This window comes from Brachybacterium aquaticum (genome assembly GCF_014204755.1).
GTDB lineage: Bacteria > Actinomycetota > Actinomycetes > Actinomycetales > Dermabacteraceae > Brachybacterium > Brachybacterium aquaticum.
In genome coordinates, this window is record NZ_JACHLZ010000001.1 from 3,022,868 (window position 1) to 3,041,837 (window position 18,970).

Annotated in this window: 16 protein-coding genes and 2 pseudogenes; 8 read left to right on the forward strand and 10 right to left on the reverse strand. The window is 71.3% G+C overall.

What is annotated here, in order from left to right; translation table 11 throughout:
* Positions 1-95 precede the first annotated feature (95 nt).
* Genes HNR70_RS13550 through HNR70_RS13575 form a run of 6 tightly spaced genes read right to left on the reverse strand, consistent with a single transcriptional unit; the run spans position 96 to position 6,582 of the window.
* Complete coding sequence (locus tag HNR70_RS13550) at positions 96-842, reverse strand: sirohydrochlorin chelatase (protein ID WP_184326126.1); 747 nt, start codon at positions 840-842, stop codon at positions 96-98.
* Positions 839-1,759 carry a uroporphyrinogen-III synthase gene (locus HNR70_RS13555; RefSeq protein WP_184326127.1) on the reverse strand — a complete coding sequence of 307 codons (921 nt, stop codon included), beginning with the start codon at positions 1,757-1,759 and terminating at the stop codon, positions 839-841. Before HNR70_RS13555 ends, HNR70_RS13550 begins: the two co-directional genes overlap by 4 nt.
* The gene (cobA, locus tag HNR70_RS13560; RefSeq protein WP_184326128.1) at positions 1,756-2,613 is read right to left on the reverse strand and encodes a uroporphyrinogen-III C-methyltransferase; all 858 of its coding nucleotides are present in this window, start codon (positions 2,611-2,613) and stop codon (positions 1,756-1,758) included. Before cobA ends, HNR70_RS13555 begins: the two co-directional genes overlap by 4 nt.
* Positions 2,610-3,056, reverse strand: a complete 447-nt coding sequence (gene nirD, locus HNR70_RS13565; RefSeq protein ID WP_246375230.1) for a nitrite reductase small subunit NirD — start codon at positions 3,054-3,056, stop codon at positions 2,610-2,612. The genes cobA and nirD overlap by 4 nt, the downstream gene beginning before the upstream one ends.
* Complete coding sequence (gene nirB, locus HNR70_RS13570; RefSeq protein WP_184326129.1) at positions 3,053-5,647, reverse strand: nitrite reductase large subunit NirB; 2,595 nt, start codon at positions 5,645-5,647, stop codon at positions 3,053-3,055. The genes nirD and nirB overlap by 4 nt, the downstream gene beginning before the upstream one ends.
* Positions 5,644-6,582, reverse strand: a complete 939-nt coding sequence (locus HNR70_RS13575) for a formate/nitrite transporter family protein (protein WP_184326130.1) — start codon at positions 6,580-6,582, stop codon at positions 5,644-5,646. Before HNR70_RS13575 ends, nirB begins: the two co-directional genes overlap by 4 nt.
* 212 nt (positions 6,583-6,794) lie before the next feature.
* Here HNR70_RS13575 and HNR70_RS13580 point away from each other — a divergent pair, with 212 nt between their 5' ends.
* The 3 genes from HNR70_RS13580 to HNR70_RS16540 are packed head-to-tail and all read left to right on the forward strand — an operon-like array spanning position 6,795 to position 8,620.
* Entirely contained in the window at positions 6,795-7,340 is a 546-nt protein-coding gene (locus HNR70_RS13580) for a nucleoside deaminase (protein ID WP_184326131.1), read from the forward strand.
* Positions 7,337-7,921: a cytosine permease gene (locus HNR70_RS16535; RefSeq protein ID WP_376768827.1), complete on the forward strand. Its 585-nt coding sequence runs from the start codon at positions 7,337-7,339 to the stop codon at positions 7,919-7,921. The genes HNR70_RS13580 and HNR70_RS16535 overlap by 4 nt, the downstream gene beginning before the upstream one ends.
* A 33-nt stretch (positions 7,922-7,954) precedes the next feature.
* On the forward strand, positions 7,955-8,620 hold the full coding sequence (locus HNR70_RS16540; protein ID WP_376768828.1) for a cytosine permease: 666 nt from the start codon (positions 7,955-7,957) through the stop codon (positions 8,618-8,620).
* 37 nt (positions 8,621-8,657) lie between these two features.
* On the opposite strand, the gene HNR70_RS13590 is transcribed toward HNR70_RS16540, so the two are convergent.
* Positions 8,658-9,521 (reverse strand): protein NO VEIN domain-containing protein, encoded by an 864-nt coding sequence (locus HNR70_RS13590; protein WP_184326132.1) that lies wholly within the window; start codon positions 9,519-9,521, stop codon positions 8,658-8,660.
* Between the two features lie 183 nt (positions 9,522-9,704).
* On the opposite strand from HNR70_RS13590, the gene HNR70_RS13595 reads away from it, so the two are divergent.
* Positions 9,705-10,133 (forward strand): (deoxy)nucleoside triphosphate pyrophosphohydrolase, encoded by a 429-nt coding sequence (locus HNR70_RS13595; protein WP_184326133.1) that lies wholly within the window; start codon positions 9,705-9,707, stop codon positions 10,131-10,133.
* The gene (locus HNR70_RS13600; protein WP_184326134.1) at positions 10,133-13,273 is read left to right on the forward strand and encodes a DEAD/DEAH box helicase; all 3,141 of its coding nucleotides are present in this window, start codon (positions 10,133-10,135) and stop codon (positions 13,271-13,273) included. Before HNR70_RS13595 ends, HNR70_RS13600 begins: the two co-directional genes overlap by 1 nt.
* Positions 13,274-13,282: 9 nt before the next feature.
* Here the strand turns inward: HNR70_RS13600 and HNR70_RS13605 are convergent, their stop codons facing one another.
* Positions 13,283-14,602 carry an acyltransferase family protein gene (locus HNR70_RS13605; protein ID WP_184326135.1) on the reverse strand — a complete coding sequence of 440 codons (1,320 nt, stop codon included), beginning with the start codon at positions 14,600-14,602 and terminating at the stop codon, positions 13,283-13,285.
* 162 nt (positions 14,603-14,764) lie between these two features.
* On the opposite strand from HNR70_RS13605, the gene HNR70_RS13610 reads away from it, so the two are divergent.
* Positions 14,765-15,436 (forward strand): class I SAM-dependent methyltransferase, encoded by a 672-nt coding sequence (locus tag HNR70_RS13610; protein ID WP_184326136.1) that lies wholly within the window; start codon positions 14,765-14,767, stop codon positions 15,434-15,436.
* A gap of 94 nt (positions 15,437-15,530) precedes the next feature.
* Here the strand turns inward: HNR70_RS13610 and HNR70_RS13615 are convergent, their stop codons facing one another.
* Positions 15,531-17,099 (reverse strand): GmrSD restriction endonuclease domain-containing protein, encoded by a 1,569-nt coding sequence (locus HNR70_RS13615; RefSeq protein WP_184326137.1) that lies wholly within the window; start codon positions 17,097-17,099, stop codon positions 15,531-15,533.
* Positions 17,100-17,359: 260 nt separating this feature from the next.
* Positions 17,360-17,542 carry a hypothetical protein gene (locus tag HNR70_RS13620; RefSeq protein ID WP_184326138.1) on the reverse strand — a complete coding sequence of 61 codons (183 nt, stop codon included), beginning with the start codon at positions 17,540-17,542 and terminating at the stop codon, positions 17,360-17,362.
* Between the two features lie 257 nt (positions 17,543-17,799).
* On the opposite strand from HNR70_RS13620, the pseudogene HNR70_RS15620 reads away from it, so the two are divergent.
* Together HNR70_RS15620 and HNR70_RS15625 are read left to right on the forward strand one after the other, a co-directional pair.
* Positions 17,800-18,303: pseudogene (locus HNR70_RS15620) on the forward strand (M20/M25/M40 family metallo-hydrolase); the annotation flags it as partial.
* Positions 18,282-18,698: pseudogene (locus tag HNR70_RS15625) on the forward strand (M20/M25/M40 family metallo-hydrolase); the annotation flags it as partial. The pseudogenes HNR70_RS15620 and HNR70_RS15625, both read left to right, overlap by 22 nt.
* Positions 18,699-18,970: the final 272 nt, after the last annotated feature.

Here is an 18,970-nt window from a genome sequence, read left to right on the forward strand (position 1 = left end):
GCGGGCCCAGAAACGTTCCCGCGGGAACGTTCTTCGCCGGACGGGTCTGCATGCCGGGCGTTCCCGCGGGAACGCCTCTCGCCGAGTACTCCGCGTCAGCTCGCCGTGACAGCGAGCGCGTCGGCAGCGCTGCGGAACCGCTCGGCGGCCACGACGATCACCTCGGGGTGCGCGCCGAGCGGGGCGGTGACGAGGTCCGCGCCGGATTTCTCGACAAGGCCTGCGAAGTGGCCCGGGGCGAGCACGTAGCTCGCGGCGATCACACGCCGCGCCCCGCCCGCGCGGGCCGCCGCGACCGCGTCCGGCAGGCGCGGGGAGCAGCCGGCGCCGTAGCCGACGCTGACCGGGCAGGGCAGGTGCGCGGCGAGCTGAGCGCGCATCTCCTCGACCGCGAGCGCGGCGGCGGGGTCGGTGGAGCCGGCCGCGGCGAGGACCACGTGGTCGCCGGGACGATGCCCGGCGTCCCCGCCGCTCACCTCCGCGAGGCGCTCGCGCAGCACCCGCACGAGGCCCGGATGGGGGCCGAGGGCGGGAGCGGCAAGGGCGCCCGGGTGCGGGGCGACAGCGGCGGCGATGTCGACGGAGGTGTGGAACCCGGTAGACAGCAGCAGCGGCACGACCACCACGGGCGCACCGGGCTCGTCGGACGAGCCGGGCGCACCATGCTCCGCGCCCAGCGCCTCGGCGACGACGTCCGCCACCTCGGGCTGCTCGACGTCGACGTAGGCCTCACGCACCTTCACCTCCGGCAGGGTGCGGGCAAGACCCTCGCGGATCCGGACGATCTCGGCGCGACCGTCCGGGGAGCTGGTGCCGTGGGAGCAGGCGACGAGGGTGGTCACGGGGCGGGCTCCTCAGCAGCGGGGGCAGGGTTCGGGGAGGCGGGGGTCGCGCCCGCGGAACTGGGGACGGTCGTGGGGTCGTAGTGCTGCACCACCGCGCGGACCAGCGCGCCCATGCGGCTGCGCTCGGGGATCATCGCGGGCAGCCCGCGGGCCTCGAGGGGTCCGGCGGTGAGCGGACCGACGGCCGCCATGAGCAGCCTCCCGCTCCTCACGTGCTCGGTGATGCCGGGCAGGGCGCCGGCGCGCTCGGCGACGGCGAGCCAGTTCTCGGTGCCGGGCGCGGCGGTGAACAGCACCGCGTCCACCTCGCCCGCGGCGCAGTCGAGCACGGAGCGGTGCACGGCCTCGGGGTCCCGCGGCGGGCCCCAGCGGTACACGGTCAGGGCCACGAGGTCCGCGCCCGCATCGAGCAGGAACTCGTCCAGCCCGTCGGCCCCGGAGCCGTGGTGCTGGACGGCGACCCGCACGTCGGTGAGGTCGGCACCTTCGAGGTGGTCGAGGATCTCGGCGGAGGTGCCGTCGGGCGCGACCCAGCCGACGCCGAGCCCCATCGCCTGCGCGGCGCCGCGGGCCTTGGGCCCGCGGGCGATGACGAAAGTGCGGGCGAGTGCGTCGCGCAGGGCCTGGCCGAGCCCGGCTGCGTCGGCCGCCTCGAACCAGCCGCGCACGCCCACGCCGGTGGTGACGATCAGCAGCTGCGGCGGGGCGGCGAGGAGCTCGGCGGTGCGAGCGAGGAGCTGGGGATCGTCCACGTGCGGGATCATGCTCATCGCCGGGGCGTGCTGGATCCGGGCACCGTGGCGCTGCAGGGCGGCGGCGAGCTCGTCGGCCCGGCGATCCAGGGCGAGGACGAGCCGCCGTCCCTGGAGAGCGCCAGAGAGCCGGGGCGCGTCGGGGCGGGACGGGTCGGTCACGGCACGGGCTCCTGGAGGGGCGGGGCGGGGACGGCGAGGGCGGGGACTGCCGCTCCAGTATCCGTGCTGCGTCGGGCCGACGGGTCCTCCCCCAGCAGGCCGGGCCTCGCGACCTCGCCGATGACGATGACGGCGGGGCTGCGCACATCGGCCTCGCGGGCCGCGCGGCGCACGTCCCCGAGGGTGGTGCGGGTGGTGCGCTGGCGCGGGTTGTGGCCGTTCTCGATGATCGCGACGGGCCGGGCCGCAGGGACCCCGTGCGCGAGCGCCGCGGCGACGAGGGAGGGCAGGGCGCGCACGCCCATCAGCACCACGGTGGTGATGGTGTCGTCGGCGAGCGCCGCGAGGGTCGCAGCCGACGGTCCGTGCACCCCGTCGATATCGTGGCCGGAGACCACATGCACCGACTGGGCGACGCCGCGGTGGGTGACAGGCACCCCGGCGGCCTGCGGGACGGCGAGGGCGCTGGAGATCCCGGGGACGACCTCGACCTCGATCCCGGCGGCGAGGCAGGCGAGCTGCTCCTCCCCGCCGCGACCGAGCACGAACGGGTCCCCGCCCTTCAGCCGCACCACGTTCCGGCCGGCGCGGGCGTGCTCGATGAGCAGGGCGTTGATGCCGTCCTGCGGGACGGGGTGGTGGCCGGGGCGCTTGCCCACGTCGAGCACGAGGGTGTCCTCGCGCAGCTCGGCGCGGATCTCGGCGCCGGGGCCGAGCCGGTCGGCGACCACCACGTCCGCCGCGCGCAGCAGCCGCAGCGCCCGCACGGTGAGGAGGTCCAGCGGTCCCGGTCCGCCGCCGACCAGGGCGACTCGCCCCGTCGCGACGTTCCCCGTCGCGAAGCCCCCCGTCACCGCGCGCCGCCGCGCAGGAGGTACAGGTCGCCGTCGAGCGTGCGCACGGGCCAGACCCGCAGGCGCCGGAACTCCTTGCCCTGGGTGTCCACGCACGTGCCGGAGCGCAGGTCGAAGATCTGCTTGTACATCGGGGAGGCGACGGTGGGGCGGTCGCCGCGGGAGCCGACGATGCCGCGGGAGATGACGTTCGCCCCGGAGTAGGGGTCGTGGTTGTCGACGGCGCGCACGTCCCCGTCGGCCAGGAGGAACAGCGCCACCTGCTCCCCGTCCACGAGCGCCGCGCGGCCGCGCTCGACCTCGAGGTCGGTCAGCGGGCACAGCTTCACCCAGTTCGCGGCGATCGCGCGGGGCAGGGCCTTGGGCACGGCGCGGTGGCGGCGCGCGCCGGGGGTGGTGTGCGGGACCGCGAGGTGCATGTCGGAAGAGTGGGTCGTGGTCATCGTCGTACCTCCAGGGTGGTGCCGGCGATCAGGACGCGGCTGTCGGTGCGCTCCTCGGGGCGGGCGGGGCGGGCCTGTCCGCGCTCGGGGACGTAGGCGAGGTCGGGGTCGGGGGTGGTGGGGGCGTTGACGAAGGAGCGGAAGCGGGCGAGCTTGGCGGGGTCGGCCAGGGTCTCGGCCCACTCGTCGCGGTAGTTCGCGACGTGGCGCTCCATCGCCGCGTCGAGGTCGGCGCACAGGCCCAGCGAGTCCTCCATGATCACCTCGCGCAGCCCGTCGATCCCGCCCTCGAGGGAGACCATCCACGGGGCGGTGCGCTGGAGCTTGTCCGCGGTGCGGATGTAGTACATGAAGTAGCGGTCCAGGGTGCGGATGAGGGTGGCGTCGTCCAGCCCCTCGGCCAGCAGCTCGGCGTGGCGCGGGGTGGCGCCGCCGTTGCCGCCCACGTACAGGTTCCAGCCCTGGGCGGTGGCGATGATGCCGGCGTCCTTGGCGCGGGCCTCGGCGCATTCGCGGGCGCAGCCGGAGACGCCGAGCTTGAACTTGTGCGGGGCGCGCAGGCCGCGGTAGCGCAGCTCGAGCTGCACGGCCATGGAGGTGGAGTCCAGCACGCCGTAGCGGCACCAGGTGGAGCCCACGCACGATTTCACGGTGCGCAGGGACTTGCCGTAGGCGTGGCCGGACTCGAAGCCGGCGTCCACCAGGCGCTTCCAGATCTCGGGCAGCTGCTCGAGGCGGGCACCGAACATGTCCACCCGCTGGCCGCCGGTGATCTTGGTGTACAGCCCGTAGTCGCGGGCCACCTCCCCGACCGTGATCAGGCCCTCGGGGGTGACCTCGCCGCCGGGCATGCGGGGCACGACCGAGTAGGTGCCGTCCTTCTGGAGGTTCGCCATGACGTGGTCGTTGGTGTCCTGCAGGGTGGCGTTCTCGCCGTCCAGCACGTGCTCCCCGCCGAGGACGGCGAGGATGGAGGCGAGCACGGGCTTGCAGGTGTCGCAGCCGCGGCCGCGGCCGAACCGCTCGATGACGGCGCTGAACGTGGTCAGGCCCGAGACGTGCACGGCGTCGAACAGCTGACGGCGGGTGAGGGCGAAGTGCTCGCACAGCCCCGTCCCCACGCTGCGGCCCATCTTCGTCAGCTGCCCGCTGATCAGGCCCTTCACCGCGACGACGCAGGACCCGCAGGTGGCGCCGGCCTTCGTGCAGGCCTTCACGTCGGCGAGGTCGGCGCATCCCTCCTCGGCGACGGCGTGGCGGATCGCGCCGGCGGTCACCGAGGAGCAGGAGCAGACCACGGCCTCGTCCGGCAGCTCCGCGGTCGGCGGAGCGATGCCGCCGGCAGGGACGAGATAGGCGGCGGGGTCCCCGCCGAGCGCACCGCCGACGAGGGGACGCAGCGCCCCGTAGGCGGAGGCATCGCCCACGAGCATGCCGCCGAGCAGGGTCTTCGCGTCGTCGGAGAGGACGAGCTTCTTGTGCACCCCGGCGACGGGGTCGGTGTAGACCACGTCCAGCGCGCCGGGAGTGGTGGCGAAGGCGTCGCCGAAGCTGGCGACCTCGACCCCGGAGAGCTTGAGCTTGGTGGACAGGTCGTAGCCGGCGAACTCGGCGTCCCCGCCGAGGATCCGGTCGCAGGCCACCTCGGCCATGGCATTGCCGGGGGCGACCAGGCCCACGCACTGCCCCTCGTAGGAGGCGACCTCGCCGATCGCGAGGACCTGGGGGTCGGAGGTGGCGCAGCCCGCGTCGATCTCGACACCGCCACGGGGATGGCAGATGAGGCCCGCCGCGCGGGCGAGCTCGTCACGGGGGCGGACGCCGACGGTGAAGACGACCAGATCCGCCTCCAGCTCGTCCCCGTCCTTCAGGGTCACGCCGCGGACGGCACCGGTGTCCCCGGCGAGCACGGCAGTGGTGCGGGCGCCGGTGCGCACGGCGATGCCGCGCTGCTCGATGAGGCGGCGCAGCACGCCGCCGGCGGGCAGGTCGAGCTGGGCGGACATGAGCCGGTCGTTGGACTGGAGCACGGTCGCCTCGGCGTCCATGCCCTGCAGGGCGCCGGCGGCCTCGAGGCCGAGCAGTCCGCCACCGACGACGATCCCGCGCACGGGCCGGCCGAGCGCGGCGGCCCGCTCCTCGACGTGCACACGCAGGGCCGCGACGTCGTCGAGGGTGCGGTAGACGAAGCAGCCGGGCAGCTCCGCCCCGTCGACCGGGGGCCGGGAGGCGACGGAGCCGGTGGCGAGGACGAGGTGGTCGTAGGTGTGGACGGCGCCGGAGGCGGTGGTGACGGTGCGGGCGCCGCGGTCGATCGCCAGGGCCGGGTCGCCCTCGTGGAGGGTGACGCGGGGGTCGGCGAAGATCGTGGCGGGCAGGGTCAGGGCGTCCTCGCCCTCGCCGTCGAAGTAGCGGGTCAGGCCCACCCGGTCGTACGGGAGGCGGGACTCGTCGCCGAGGACGGTCACGGAGATCCGCTCCTCAGCGCGGGTGACGAGGGAGTCGACCAGGCGGTGCGCGGCCATGCCCGCGCCGATCACGACGATCCGGGGGCTCTGGGTGGTGGGGCTCTGCGGGGTGGGGCTGTTCATCGGGTCGCTCCCACCAGGGGCGCCTCCGCCTCGGCGGCCGACGGGAGGGCGAGGGCGGGCACGTCGGCCGCGGGGGCGCCGGTCGCAGCGGGGGCGCCGGCCACGTCGGCCGACGGGAGCGCGCCGGGGGCGCCGGCCGACGCCTGCTTGCGGCGGTGGGCGAAGTAGAGGGGGAGGCCGACGAAGGTGAGGCCGCCGACGAGGTTGCCGACCACGGTCGGGATCTCGTTCCAGAGCAGGTAGTCCATGAGGGTGAAGTCCGCGCCGAGCAGAAGGCCGGAGGGGAACAGGAACATGTTCACGATGGAGTGCTCGAAGCCCATGTAGAAGAAGAGCATCACGGGCATCCACATGCAGGCGATCTTCCCCAGGATGCTGTCGGACATGAACGCGCCGACCACGCCGGTGGAGACCATCCAGTTGCACAGCACGCCGCGCACGAACAGGGTCAGCATCCCGGCGGCGCCGTACTCGGCGTAGCCGACGGTGCGGCCGTGGCCGATCTCGGAGATGGCCTGGCCGACGGCGCTCGGCTCGGTGGAGAAGCCGTAGGTGAAGTAGATGGCCATGAGCAGCGCGACGGCGACCGCGCCGATCAGGTTACCGAGGAACACCAGGCCCCAGTTGCGCAGCATCGCGGGGAGGGTGACGCCGTCCTTCTTCGCGATCCAGGCGAGGGGCACGAGGGTGAACACACCGGTCAGGAGGTCGAAGCCCATCAGGTACAGCATGATGAAGCCGACCGGGAAGAGCATCGCGCCGAGCAGCGGCTGCCCGGTCTGGGTGGAGACGGAGACGGCGAACGCGGCGGCGAGGGCGAGGATCGCGCCGGCCATCGTGGCGCGCAGGATGGTGGCGCCGGCGGAGTACTTCACCTTCGAGGCACCGGCCGCGGTGAGGCGGTCGACGAGGTCGACGGGCTGGACGTAGGACATGGCATCTCCCGGGGAGAGTGGAGGGTGGTCATGTCCCGTGCGCCTGCAGCGGGGTGCGGCCATCCTGGGCTCTCGTCCCCCGGACACGAAGGCCGGGAGGGCGCCGTGACCGTTCCGTGATGTGGCGTCCCAGGGGTGGGCGGGGGCTTCTACGATGCGGAGCTGAGCCGTCGCCGAGCCCCACCGGCTCCCGAGCAGAGGAGCACTCCCCCATGGCCTGGACCCCCACCGCCGAGGACGACCGCCGCTTCCTCGCCCTCGCCATCGAGCAGGCGCGCACCAGCTGGGACGAGGGCGGGGTGCCGATCGGTGCCGTGCTCGTCCACGACGGGCAGGTGCTCGGCGCCGGGCACAACCAGCGCGTCCAGAAGGACTCCGCGATCCTGCACGGCGAGACCGACGCGATCGAGAAGGCCGGGCGTCTGCGCGCGAGCGTATACCGGGAGTCGGTGCTGTACACGACCCTGTCGCCGTGCATCATGTGCTCCGGCACCGCGCTGCTGTACGAGATCCCGCGGATCGTGGTGGGCGAGAACCGCACCTTCGAGATGGCCGAGGACCTGCTGCGCGAGCGCGGCGTCACCGTGGACGTGCTCGACGACCCCGACTGCATCGCGCTGATGGAGCGGATGATCGCCGAGCGGCCCGAGATCTGGAGCGAGGACATCGGCGTGGAGACGGGCGAGCTCAGCGCGTCGGCCGACGGCGCGCGCGCTGCCGGCGCCGAGGGCTCCGACGTCGACGGCGCCGGCCGGTGACCGCGGCCGAGCTGCGCCAGGAGGCGGGCACCGAGCCCGTCGACCCCGACTACCCGGTCACTCCGGTCCCCGCCTCGGCGCGGCGCGGTGTCGTCTCGATCTCGGTGGTGCTGATCGGGTTCACCGTCTTCGCGCCGACGCTCATGGCCGGCGCCTCCATCGGCGCGGCCTTCCGCTTCAGCGAGTTCCTGGCCGTGCTGCTGGTGGGCTCGGTGGTGCTCGGCGCGTACGTCGCCGCGATCGGCTTCCTCGGCGCCCGCACCGGTCTGACCACGGTGGTGATGTCGAGGTACACCTTCGGCACCGCCGGGTCGAAGCTGGTCTCGGTGCTGCTGGGCGGCACGCAGATCGGCTGGTACGGGGTGGCGGTCGGCTCGATCGGGCAGATGACCGCGCTCGCCTTCGGCTGGGAGAGCGCCTGGGCGCCGGCGCTGGTGATGATCGGGGTCTCCGCCCTGATGATGCTCACGGCGCTGTACGGCTACGAGGGCATGTACTGGGTCTCGCTGATCTCCACGCCGCTGATCCTGGTGCTCGCCTTCTGGATCACCGCGCTCGCGCTCACCGAGGTGGGCGGCTGACGGGGCCTGTTCGACATCGCGCCCACCACCTCCATGACCTGGGCCGCGGCCGTGACGACCGTGGTGGGCACCTTCGCCTCCGCCGGGACGCAGGCCGCGAACTGGACCCGCTTCGCGAAGCGCGGCCGCGACGCCGTGATCGCCTGCGGGCTCGGCTTCGTGATCGGCAACGGGCTGATGGTGTTCTTCGGCGCCGTCTCCGCGCTGGCCTTCGGAGAAGGCGACTTCACCACGCTGCTGCTGGGCATGGGCATGATCGGCTGGGGCCTGTTCTTCCTGTTCGGGAACCTGTGGAAGTCCAACGCCGATGCCGCCTACGCCTTCGGCGTCGCCGGGGCCGAGCTCGCGAACGCCCGGCGCAAGGGCCCCTTCATCATCGGCGGCGTCGCCATCGGCACCGTGCTCGCGCTGCTCGGCGTCGAGGGGCACATCGTGGGCTACCTCAGCCTCATCGGCATCCTCATCCCGCCGGTCGGCGGGGTGCTCATCGGCGACTGGATCGCTCGCTGGCGCGGCGGGCAGCCGGCCCTGTCCACGCTGACCGAGAAGGTGCGCTGGCAGGCGCTCGTGCCGTACGTGCTCGGCTGCGTGGTGGCGTGGGTGAGCAATGAGTACGGGATCGGCATCGCGCCGCTGACCGGGATCGTGGTGGCGCTGGTGGGGGCGTGGGTGCTGGGGGTGCGGGCGGGGCGACGCTGAGGGCGTCGCACTCGGCCGACGGGCGGCGTCCGCGGGCTCAGCCCCAGGCGCCGCCCTCGCCGTCGGTGAGCGGGAGCGTGCCCGCGGCGCGGTGGCGCTCGTACAGCTCGCGCAGGTGATCCCGGTACTCCGGATCGTCACCGGCCGGCTCCATCGGCGGGAGCGCGGCGAGGAGCTGGTCGGCGATCTGGTCGCGGTCCCACCAGGCGGGGATCATGACGCCCGCGAACTCGCGGGCCGTCCTCTGCACGTCCTCGAGCGAGGTGGACAGGATCAGATCCGAGGTCGTCACCTGGAGCGGGTCGCCCGGCATCTCCGACTCCCGGCCGACGTGCAGGCGGACGTGAAGCCCGTCGGGCGCCCATGTCACCGCGAAGCGGGTCCGGTGATAGCCGCGGTCGTGCAGGGCGATGACGCCGTCCAGGATCTGCAGGAGGAAGCCGGTGCCGACCAGGGCGGGCAGTGATGCGGCGCTCGCGACGAGGTCGTCGTAGAGGGCGACGGGCATCGGCACCTCGAAGTAGTGCTTCTCCCGCTTCTGCTCGATCCTCTCGCGGAGCTGGTCCCCCGCGAGGTCGAGGATCCTTATCGCCGACGGGTCCGCCGAGCGGACGTTCGTGACGAGGTAGAGGTGCGCGGCGGGATCCGTCTCGAAGGCCTCGACCTGGTTGGGCTCGAGCCACAGGAAGTCGCCGCGGCCGGCGCCGCCGAAGGCCTTGATCTCGATCAGGCGCTTCTCACCGGTGGTGTCGTCGAAGGACTCGACATCGACCAGGGCGTCCTTCTTGCTGCGCAGGTCGACGGCCATCCGTCCAGCAGCGCGCTCGTAGGCGATCACGGCCTCGATGGCTCGGGCCTCGATCTCGTGGTTGGACAGCTTCAGCAGGTCCGCCTGGTTCATGGCGTGATCATGACAGAGGGGGCCGACGGCCGCCGGTCGAAGATCCACATGCCATGCGCCTCGAGACACTTGAGAACCCTCGCTTCCCCAGCCGCGGCACCTCTCGACCCTCGGCTTTCGCTGCGCATGTCACCGCCGCTTCGTACGATCGACGGTGTCGGCCCAGGCAGAGGAGATTGCGCGGTGGAGAATCCAGTCATCCGAGTCGTCGGCGCCATCGTCGAACGAAACGGCGCGGTCTTCGCCGCTCGACGCAACGCCGAGCGCAGCGCCGGCGGGCTGTGGGAATTCCCCGGGGGCAAGATCGAAACCGGCGAGACGCCCGAGGCCGCACTGCGCCGCGAACTTCAGGAGGAGCTGGGTGTCGACGTCGCTGTTGGCCCGTTCGTCGACCGGAGCCTGAGCGATGTTGGCACCGCGCGCATCGAGCTCTCCTGCTACGCCGCGCAGTTCACGGGCGAGGATCCGACTACCAGCAGCGACCACGACGCGATGCAGTGGGTGCCTCTCACGGAGTTGTCCTCGCTGCAATGGGCGCCTGGCGATGTCCCACTCCTCGAGGGCTTGCCAGAGCGGCTCGCAACTCTCCGCGACGAGTCCAAGGCGAAGTGATGGAGGCGCAGCCGGCCCTGGATCCCGGCCTCTACGAACTGCTCCTCACCACGGGCCTCACTGATGCGGTGCAGTCGACCGAAGAGCAGGGCTTCCTCACTCCGACGGAGGACGTGGACGACGCGGATGTCGTGCATGTCCTCTCCCAGCACGTCGCACGAACCGTCGAGCAGGCGTTGAAGACTGCACCCCGTGAGGAGCGCATCGCCCTCGCGAACCGTCTCCTCTCGGCTTTGCCCTCCACTGCCCCGGATCCCGAAGTGTCTCCTGGGCCGCGCCTTCTCACCTCGGTGACGCCACCGGAGACACCCCTCCTGCCCCGTCCGTCGACACCGCTCAGCGACGTCGCGCTCTTCACGAACTCACGAATGGATCCGCAGCTCGGCTCGGAACTGCGCCTCGAGATGGGGAGCGCGGATCGGATTGACCTGCTGTGCGCGTTTGTGCAGTGGAGCGGGATCCGCGTGCTGGAATCGGCCTTGCGCGAGGCGGCTGATCGCGGAGTGCCCATCCGGGTTCTGACCACCACGTATATCGGTGCCACGGACCGGAAGGCGCTGGACTACTTCGTGCGCTCACTGAACGCCGAGGTGCGGGTCAACTACGACGCGCAGTCCACCCATCTCCACGCGAAGGCGTGGATGTTCCATCGGTCCAGCGGTTACACCACCGCGTATGTGGGCAGCTCGAACATGAGCCGGGCAGCGCTCGTCGACGGACTAGAATGGAACGTCCGTCTCTCGCACCTCGCGACCCCGAGCCTGGTCGACAAGTTTGAGTCGACCTTCGAGACCTACTGGGACGACGCGGCGTTTGCGCCGTACAACCCAGACACCGACGCCGAATTCCTCGATGCACTCCTCGCGAAGAACAGCGGCCGCGCCACCTCGACAGACCTGTCGATCAGCCATCTCGACGTACGTCCATACCCGCACCAAACAGAGATGCTGGATGACCTCGCCGCCGAGCGGGAGGTGCACGATCGACGCCGCAACCTGCTTGTCGCGGCAACAGGCACGGGCAAGACCGTGGTTGCCGCGCTCGACTACAAGCGCTTGCAGACATCGGACGCCGACCAACCGACCATCCTCTTTGTCGCGCACCGCAAGGAGATCCTCGAGCAGTCCCTGAGGACCTACCGCGACGTGCTGAAGGACGGCGCGTTCGGGGAACTGTTCGTCGACGGGCGGAAGCCCATCCGGCGGCGCCATGTCTTCGCCTCGATCCAGTCGCTGCAGCAAGCCGGCGAGCTCGAGCGATGGGCGCGCGACCACTTCGACATCATCGTCATCGACGAGTTCCATCATGCCGAGGCGGCGACGTACCGAAAGGTCCTCGACCACTTCACCCCCAGAGCACTCCTTGGGCTCACCGCGACACCCGAGCGGGCCGACGGGGTGGACGTGTCCCAAGCGTTTTTCGAGGGTCGCGTGGCGAGCGAGCTGCGGCTGTGGGACGCGCTCCGCGCCGACCTGCTTGTGCCTTTCCACTACTTCGGGATCGCCGACGGAGTGGACCTCAGCGGGATGCGATTCACTCGCGGTGCGTACAACATTGACCAGCTGAACAGCTTGTACACCGGCAACGATGCTCGAGCCGCAAAGGTGCTTCAGGCCCTGCGTGACAAGGTCACCGACCCGAGTCGAATGAGAGCGCTCGGGTTCTGCGTCAGTGTCGAGCACGCCCATTACATGGCCGAGGTGTTCCGTCGCGCAGGTCTCCCCTCGCTTGCACTCAGCGGCGCTTCCGGGTCCGATGTGCGACAGGAGGGGCTCGCGAAGCTACGGCGCGGCGAGATCGTGTGCCTGTTCGCCGTCGACCTCTTCAACGAGGGCCTCGACATCCCGATGATCGACACGGTCCTCATGCTGCGCCCCACGCAGTCCGCCACAATCTTCCTCCAACAGCTGGGCCGCGGGCTCCGTCGAGCGGACAACAAGGCCGTACTCACCGTGCTCGACTTCGTCGGCCTCCAGCACACGAACTTCCGCTTCGACCTGAAGTACCGCGCGCTGACCGGGCTCTCCCGGAACAAGCTCGAGCGGAGCATCCGGGACGGATTTCCGTTTCTCCCTCCTGGAACGCAGATCGTCTTCGACCGCGTCGCACAGGACATCGTGCTGTCGAACGTGAAGAAGCAACTCAAGCTGTCCACGCGTGACTTGGTGGCAGACGTTCGTCAGCACAAGCCGGCCGACGCTACCCCTGTGGACTACGGCTTGGGCTCGTACCTGCACTCGGCAGAGCGGTCCCTCGCTGACATCTACGGACCGGGGACGCGCAGCTTGAACAGCCAGAAGCGTTCTGCGAGCTGGTCCACTCTCGTGGACTGGGCCTTCCCTGCCAGCCGAACGAAAGATTTGACGGAAGCAGCCGACGCGCTCCTTCGACGACTCGTCACGCTGACCCACGTCGACGATCCGGAGCGGATTCAGGCGTATCGCCGGCTGCTTACGGCACCGTCTCTCCCCTCAGCTGTCGAGACGGACCTCTACGCAGCGATGCTCGTGTACTCCTTCTGGCCTACTGGCGAGCGGAGCATCCGCGAAGGACTCGAGCAGCTGCGTTCCCATCCCGTTGTCGTGAAGGAGATCCTCCAGCTGCTGACGTACCTAGAGCAGTCCTCGAGAGTGCGACCGGAGGCACTGACGGGCTCTGTCGCGCGCTCTCCGCTGCGATCGCACGCGAGTTACTCGCGCGAGGAACTTCTGGCCGGACTGGGGCTTGGCACTCTAGATACCGGCGCGCCGGGCTCGATTCGCGAAGGCGTGAAGTGGTTGCCCAGCATGAGCGTGGACGCCTTGCTGGTGACGCTGAAGAAGTCAGAAGCGGACTACTCCCCCACCACCATGTACCGCGACTACGCGATCAACCAGGAGCTCTTCCACTGGGAGTCCCAGAGCACGACAAGCGTGGAGAGTCGCACTGGTCAGCGATACATCAACCACGCCTCGCGGGGTTCAAGCGTCGTACTCTTCGTTCGGCGCGCGAAGACAGGCGACATCGGCACCGAGCCCTACACGTGCCTCGGCATAGCGCAGTTCCAGCAGGCGACGGGGTCACGGCCAATGCAGATCGTGTGGCGGCTAGACCGGACGATGCCGGCTGACCTGTTCATGGAAGCTCGGGCGGTGGCGTAAGCGGACGCGCTAGGGCCGGGTCGCCGATGTCCTCTGGCCTGCGACTGCCACCACCCCGAACATCCACATCCCCGCCACCGGCAGCAGCGGCCACCACCAGGTCACGCCGCTCTCCCCCACCACGCCCACGGACGCCATCACGGCGAGGCCCGCGATCACGCACACCGCTGCGGCGATCGGCTTCCACACGGGCGGCGCAGGGCGGTCGTCGGCGCGCGGTGTCTCGAAGCGGCCCATCACCAGCACCACGAGGCCCGTCAGAGCGAGCAGCACGAACACCCACAACGGCCGCGTCACCCACCACATCCCCGTCAGCGGCTCGGGCAGCAGCACCCGCGCATCGAGCGCGAGCAGCAGATGGGCGAGGCCCACCATGACCGTGAGGTGCCACAAGAACCAGGTCATGATCCGCTGGTTCACGAGCACGGTGACGAACCACAGCCTCGGCCGGCGCAGCAGGGCCTCGAGCGGCTTCTCCAGCGAGAGCACGAGCCCGGCCTGGAGCATGCCGAGGAACGCCATCGTCACGCGCGTCGGGCTCGAGTTGGAGATCGCATCTCCCCCGGCAGTGATCATCGAGAGCGGATAAGGGCCCACCAGCACGAGTAGCAGGAGGCCGACCAGACCGATCCCGGCCAGCAGCATCCGTCGGTCCATGCCGGAGAGCCGGCCGTCGAGCCAGGCGTAGCCGACCTGGTGGAACGCCGCCCAGACGAGCAGGTAGTTCGGGTAGCCGAGCAGCGGCTGGTCGGCGGCGATGCTGGTCGCGTCGACGATCCCGGCGAGCGCGATGCCGCCCACGATCGACCACCACCCGAAGCGCTCCCACAGCCACAGGCACGGCGGGCCCACGAGGATCACCATCAGGTACGCAGCGAGGAACCAGCTGGGGATCAGCGCCATCTGCGAGGCGAGCTGCACGGTCGCCGTCGGCGCCCCCGCCCGAACGGCGACCACCCCGATCACGAGCCAGGCGAGCAGCAGCGGGATCAGCGGGATCCCGAGGCGTCGGAGCCTCGTGCGCAGCCATTCCGCGTAGCCGATCTCCTTGCGCCTCGCGGAGCGCCAGGAGAGGCCGTTGGAGTAGCCGCCGACGAGGAAGAAGATCGGCATCACCTGGAACGCCCAGGTCAGCGGGTGCGTCCACCTCGCGCCGTCGAGGACGCCGTGCGGGAGGACCCCGCCGTCGGGGTCGACGGCGATGATCGTCCAGTGCCCGAGGACCACCACGGTGATCGCCGCGGCGCGGAGGAAGTCGACCACGCGATTACGGCTCGCGGGCGTCGCGGCGTCGACCTTCTCGGCGCGGCTCGGGCGCGTGCTCGTCATCGGGTCCCCTCCCCTCGTCTCCCGCGTCGGCCCACGGAGCAGAGCCGCTGGAAGTGGCGACAATCTACCCCGAGCCACGCACTTCGCATGCCGGACCGCCCCTCCCTGGCGTCCCCGGCAAGAGCGCTTCCACGCCGCGGCAGGGTCTGCGAGGCTCAGTCCATGACCGCACACCACCACGCCTCGCACGCCCACGCGCCCGCGCACGCCGAGCCGGACCCCGATCTCTCCCCCACCGAGTACTGGGAGCAGCGCTACTCCGGCAGCGAGCGGGTCTGGTCGGGGAAGGTCAACGAGACCATGGCCTCGGTCGTCGCCGAGCTCGCGCCGGGCACAGCGATCGACCTCGGCTGCGGGGAGGGCGGGGACGTGCTCTGGCTCGCCGAGCAGGGCTGGCAAGCGCTCGGCCTGGACATCTCGGCGACCGCCGTCGGGCGCGGGCGGGATGAGGCCGCTGCACGAGGGCTCGACGGGGCGAGCTTCGAGGCAGTCGACCTCGACGCGTGGGAACCCGGCCCTGCTTCGGTCGACCTGGTCACCGCGAGCTTCTTCCAGTCGAACGTTGCGCTCGACCGCACGGCGATCCTGCGCCGGGCCATGACGGCGCTGCGCCCCGGCGGGCGCCTGGTCACGATCTCGCACGCGGCACCGCCGTCCTGGGCGAAGGACCACCCTGCGAAGATGGTCTCCGTGCAGGAGGAGGCCGAGCAGCTCGTCGGCTCCTCCGAGGAGTGGGAGGTCGAGCTCGCCGAGGAGCGGACCCGTGCCGCGACTGCCCCCGACGGCTCGGTGGGCGAGCACCTCGACGCAGTGCTGGTGCTGCGGCGGCGCTGACGACCGCTCGCCCTCAGCAGGCACAGCAGACAGGGGCAAGAATCCTCCGCCAGGCGCGGGCGTGACCGGTCAGGTCATGGCCGCGCCGTCGGCCTCATTCGCAGCCGACCCCGTCGCCGTCGCGGTCCAGCTTCCTGCTGTAGCCGGGGTCGCCGGCGTGCACGGGTGCAGCTCCGGCCGCGCGAGCCGCGTCGCAGTTCTTGAAGTAGACGCTGCCGCCGCCGGAGCCGCCGTCGTTCGACTCCTCCTTCGGCGCGGGCTCGTACACCGGAGCGGGGGCCGGCGCAGGCTCGGGCGCGGGTTCCGGCTCGGGCTCCGGGGCGGGCTCCGGGGCGGGCTCGGGCGCGGGGGCCGGTTCCGGCGCGGGCTCCTCCTCGGTGGCGACGACGTCGCCCTCGCCGGTCGCGGGCCACGGGTCCTGGTCGGTGATCGCTTCGAAGCCCTCGCAGTCGTTGAGCACGCGCTCCATGGCGTCGGCCTCGGCGGGCTTCACCCACAGGTCGTACTTGTCCTTCACCGCGAGCTGCCGTGCCACGTACTCGCAGCGGAAGGACTTGTTCGGCGGGAGCCAGGTGGCGGCGTCGCCGTCGCCCTTCTGCCGGTTCAGGCTCGACTCGACAGCCAACAGGTTCAGCGGGTCGTTGGCGAACTCGCGGCGGGTCTGTTCGTCCCAGCTCGCGGCACCGGTCTGCCACGCGTCGGAGAGGGCGACGACGTGGTCGATGTCGACCGTGCTGTTCGCACGGTCGAAGTCGACGGTGCTGCCGCTGTACGGCGAGTCGAGGGTGCCGGTGAGGACCACGCACCCGTTCGTGCCGGCCTTGAGCGTGAAGGCGGTGAGGTCGCGGCGCAGGATGTCGTTGCGGGTGTCGCAACCGTTGCGATCCATGTCCTCACGCCAGCCGAACAGCTCCCGGTCATACCCGGTCTTCGGCGCGCGACCCTTCTCCTCGAGCCCCACCAGCATGGCGAGCGCCGTCCCGTTGGCCGCCTCCACGACCTCGGGAGTCGGGCTGGGGGTGGCCGACGGTGTGGGGCGCGGGGACGGGCTGGGCGACGCGGTGGTGGTGGCTACGGGCGTCGGGGTGACGGTCTCGGTCGGCTTCGCCGTGGTCGGCTCCTCGCTCGGGACCGCATCCTCCTCGACCACCGCCGCCTTGACACCGGCGGCTTCGGTGGGCGGGGTCTCGGACGTGTCGACCGAGGCTCCGATCGCGAACATGCCGACGAGCCCGAGCGTGACCAGTCCCGAGATCACGCGAGAGGGCCACTTCACGGTGTCGAACTGGCGCAGGGGCCGGCCCTTGGCGTCCTTCACCCTGCCGGTGGTCAGCAGGAGAAGGTCGATCAGCCACCAGATCCACAGGCCGCCGAAGGTGACGAGCTTCAGCAGTCCGGTCTTCCACCTGCCCAGGTAGAAGCGGTCCACACCCCACACACCGAGGAACAGCGACAGCGCCCAGGCGACCGGAAAGCTCTTCAGCGTCGCAGGGACCGGGCGCTGAGGAGTCGGGCCCGTACGGCGGGCGTTCTGCGGGGGTCGCGGGGCCACCGGGGTGAAACGCTGCTCGCGCCCTCCGGTGGGCGAGGTGCCGAAGCTGGGGGCCGAGGGCCAGGATCCGATGTCGTCGGATTCCGGCGTCGTGGGGTGCTGAGGGGCCATGCCCGTCCTTCTGACTCGTCGCCTGGTCCGCGCGCGCGGACGAGGGCGTCGGCCGCGATGCTCCGCCCCCTCGCTCCACCGAGGGAGCCGCCGAAAGATTATGGTCCAACGACCGCCTGGCACGGGACTTTCGTCCATGACCACCATATTCAGACAGATGTACTGATCTGTCTCACGGTGGAGAGGAGCCGTTCAGGGTGCGGTGCAGCAGCCGGATCTTCGACGCTCCAAGATCGAGTCGGCGGGCTCTCGTGGGCCCCTCAGAGCCCCATCAGCACGATGACTACGAACACCGCCACGAGCGCGATTCCCACCCCGGCGGTGGTGCGCCAGGTGGTGGTGCGCTCGCCCGCGTCGGCCGCGGTGGGGAGAGCCGGGATCTGCCCGGTCTCGGTGGTGACGGCAAGCTCGGGGAGCAGGGGGTTCTCGGGGCGAGGATCCACGCCGCGGACCTCCGTTCGTACTACAGGGCCACGCCCACATCGAGGGGCGCGTCGTGCCAGGTCAGACAAGAAATACGCACACTTCTGGTGCGCAGGACAAGACTAGGGGCGTGCGGCCCGCCCAGGGAAGGTCGCAGGTCCCCTCGTCGGCGGGATCACACACGCGCCCGCGCGAGCCGCGCCCCGAGGACTTCAGTCGCGGTGACCTGCCCGCGCACCTGACCGCCGCGCTCGAGGACTGCGCCGAGCAGGCGACCATGCACGCCTGCGGCCACGACACCCACGTCACCGCCGCGCTCGGTGCCGCGACCGTGCTCGCCGAGCACCGGGGCGACTGGACCGGCACCTGCATCGCCCTGTTCCAGCGCGGCGAGGAGATCGCCGCCGGCGCCCGCTCGATGGTCGAGGACGGCCTGGTCGACAAGGTCCCCACGCCGGACGTGTGCCTGGGCCAGCACGTGCTCGCAGGGCCCGTGGCCGGGAAGGTCGCGGTGACGGCGGGGCCGGCGATGAGCGCGGCGGTGTCGATGAGCATCGTCGTGCACGGCGCCTGCTCCCACGGCTCCATGCCGCACCTGGGCGTGGATCCGGTGGTGCTCGCCGCTGCGATCGTCACCCGCATCCAGACCCTGGTGGCGCGCGAGATCGCCCCGGGCGACTTCGGCGCGGTCACGGTCGGTTCTCTGCATGCAGGCTCCAGCGCGAACGTCATCCCCGACCGGGCGACCATGGAGCTGAACTTCCGCGCCTACGACGACTTGGTGCTCGACCACCCCGTCGCGTGCGTGCAGCGGATCGTGCACGCCGAGTGCGAGGCGGCCCATTCCCGAAGGACCCGGAGATCGAGCTGTACAACCACGTCCCCCTGACCAGCAACGACGCCCAGGTCGCAGAGCGCGTCCGGCAGGCGTTCGTGGCGCAGCTCGGCGAGGAGAACGTGGAGCACCTGGACCCGGTGACCGCCTCGGAGGACTTCTCCACGATCCCCGATGCGTTCGGCGCCCCGTACTGCTACTGGGTGTTCGGCGGTTTCGTCGAGGGGCGGGAGACGTTCCCGAACCACTCCCCCTTCTTCGCCCCGGATGAGCAGCCCACCCTCACCACAGGCACCACGGCCGCGGCGACCGCGGTGCTCGCGATGCTGGCGGGCGACTGAGCAGCTCATCGCCTGGCGGACCGACTGCAGTCAGAGCGCACAGCGGAGGCGGGATCCCGGAGCCCCCGCTCAGCGTCCCGCCTCCTTCACCGGGCGCAAGGCCCTGCGGGCCGGCTCCGCCCCCGCGGAGCCTCGTCGGCCCTTCCCCCGTGTGTGCGGGACGGAGCACGGGGACCAGACCTGCCACGATCCGCGCCGTCCGGACGGCCCCCGCCGTCCGGTCCGACTCCCGCGAAGGCCGGTCCCGTGCCCTGTTCCCGCGCCCCTTGCGA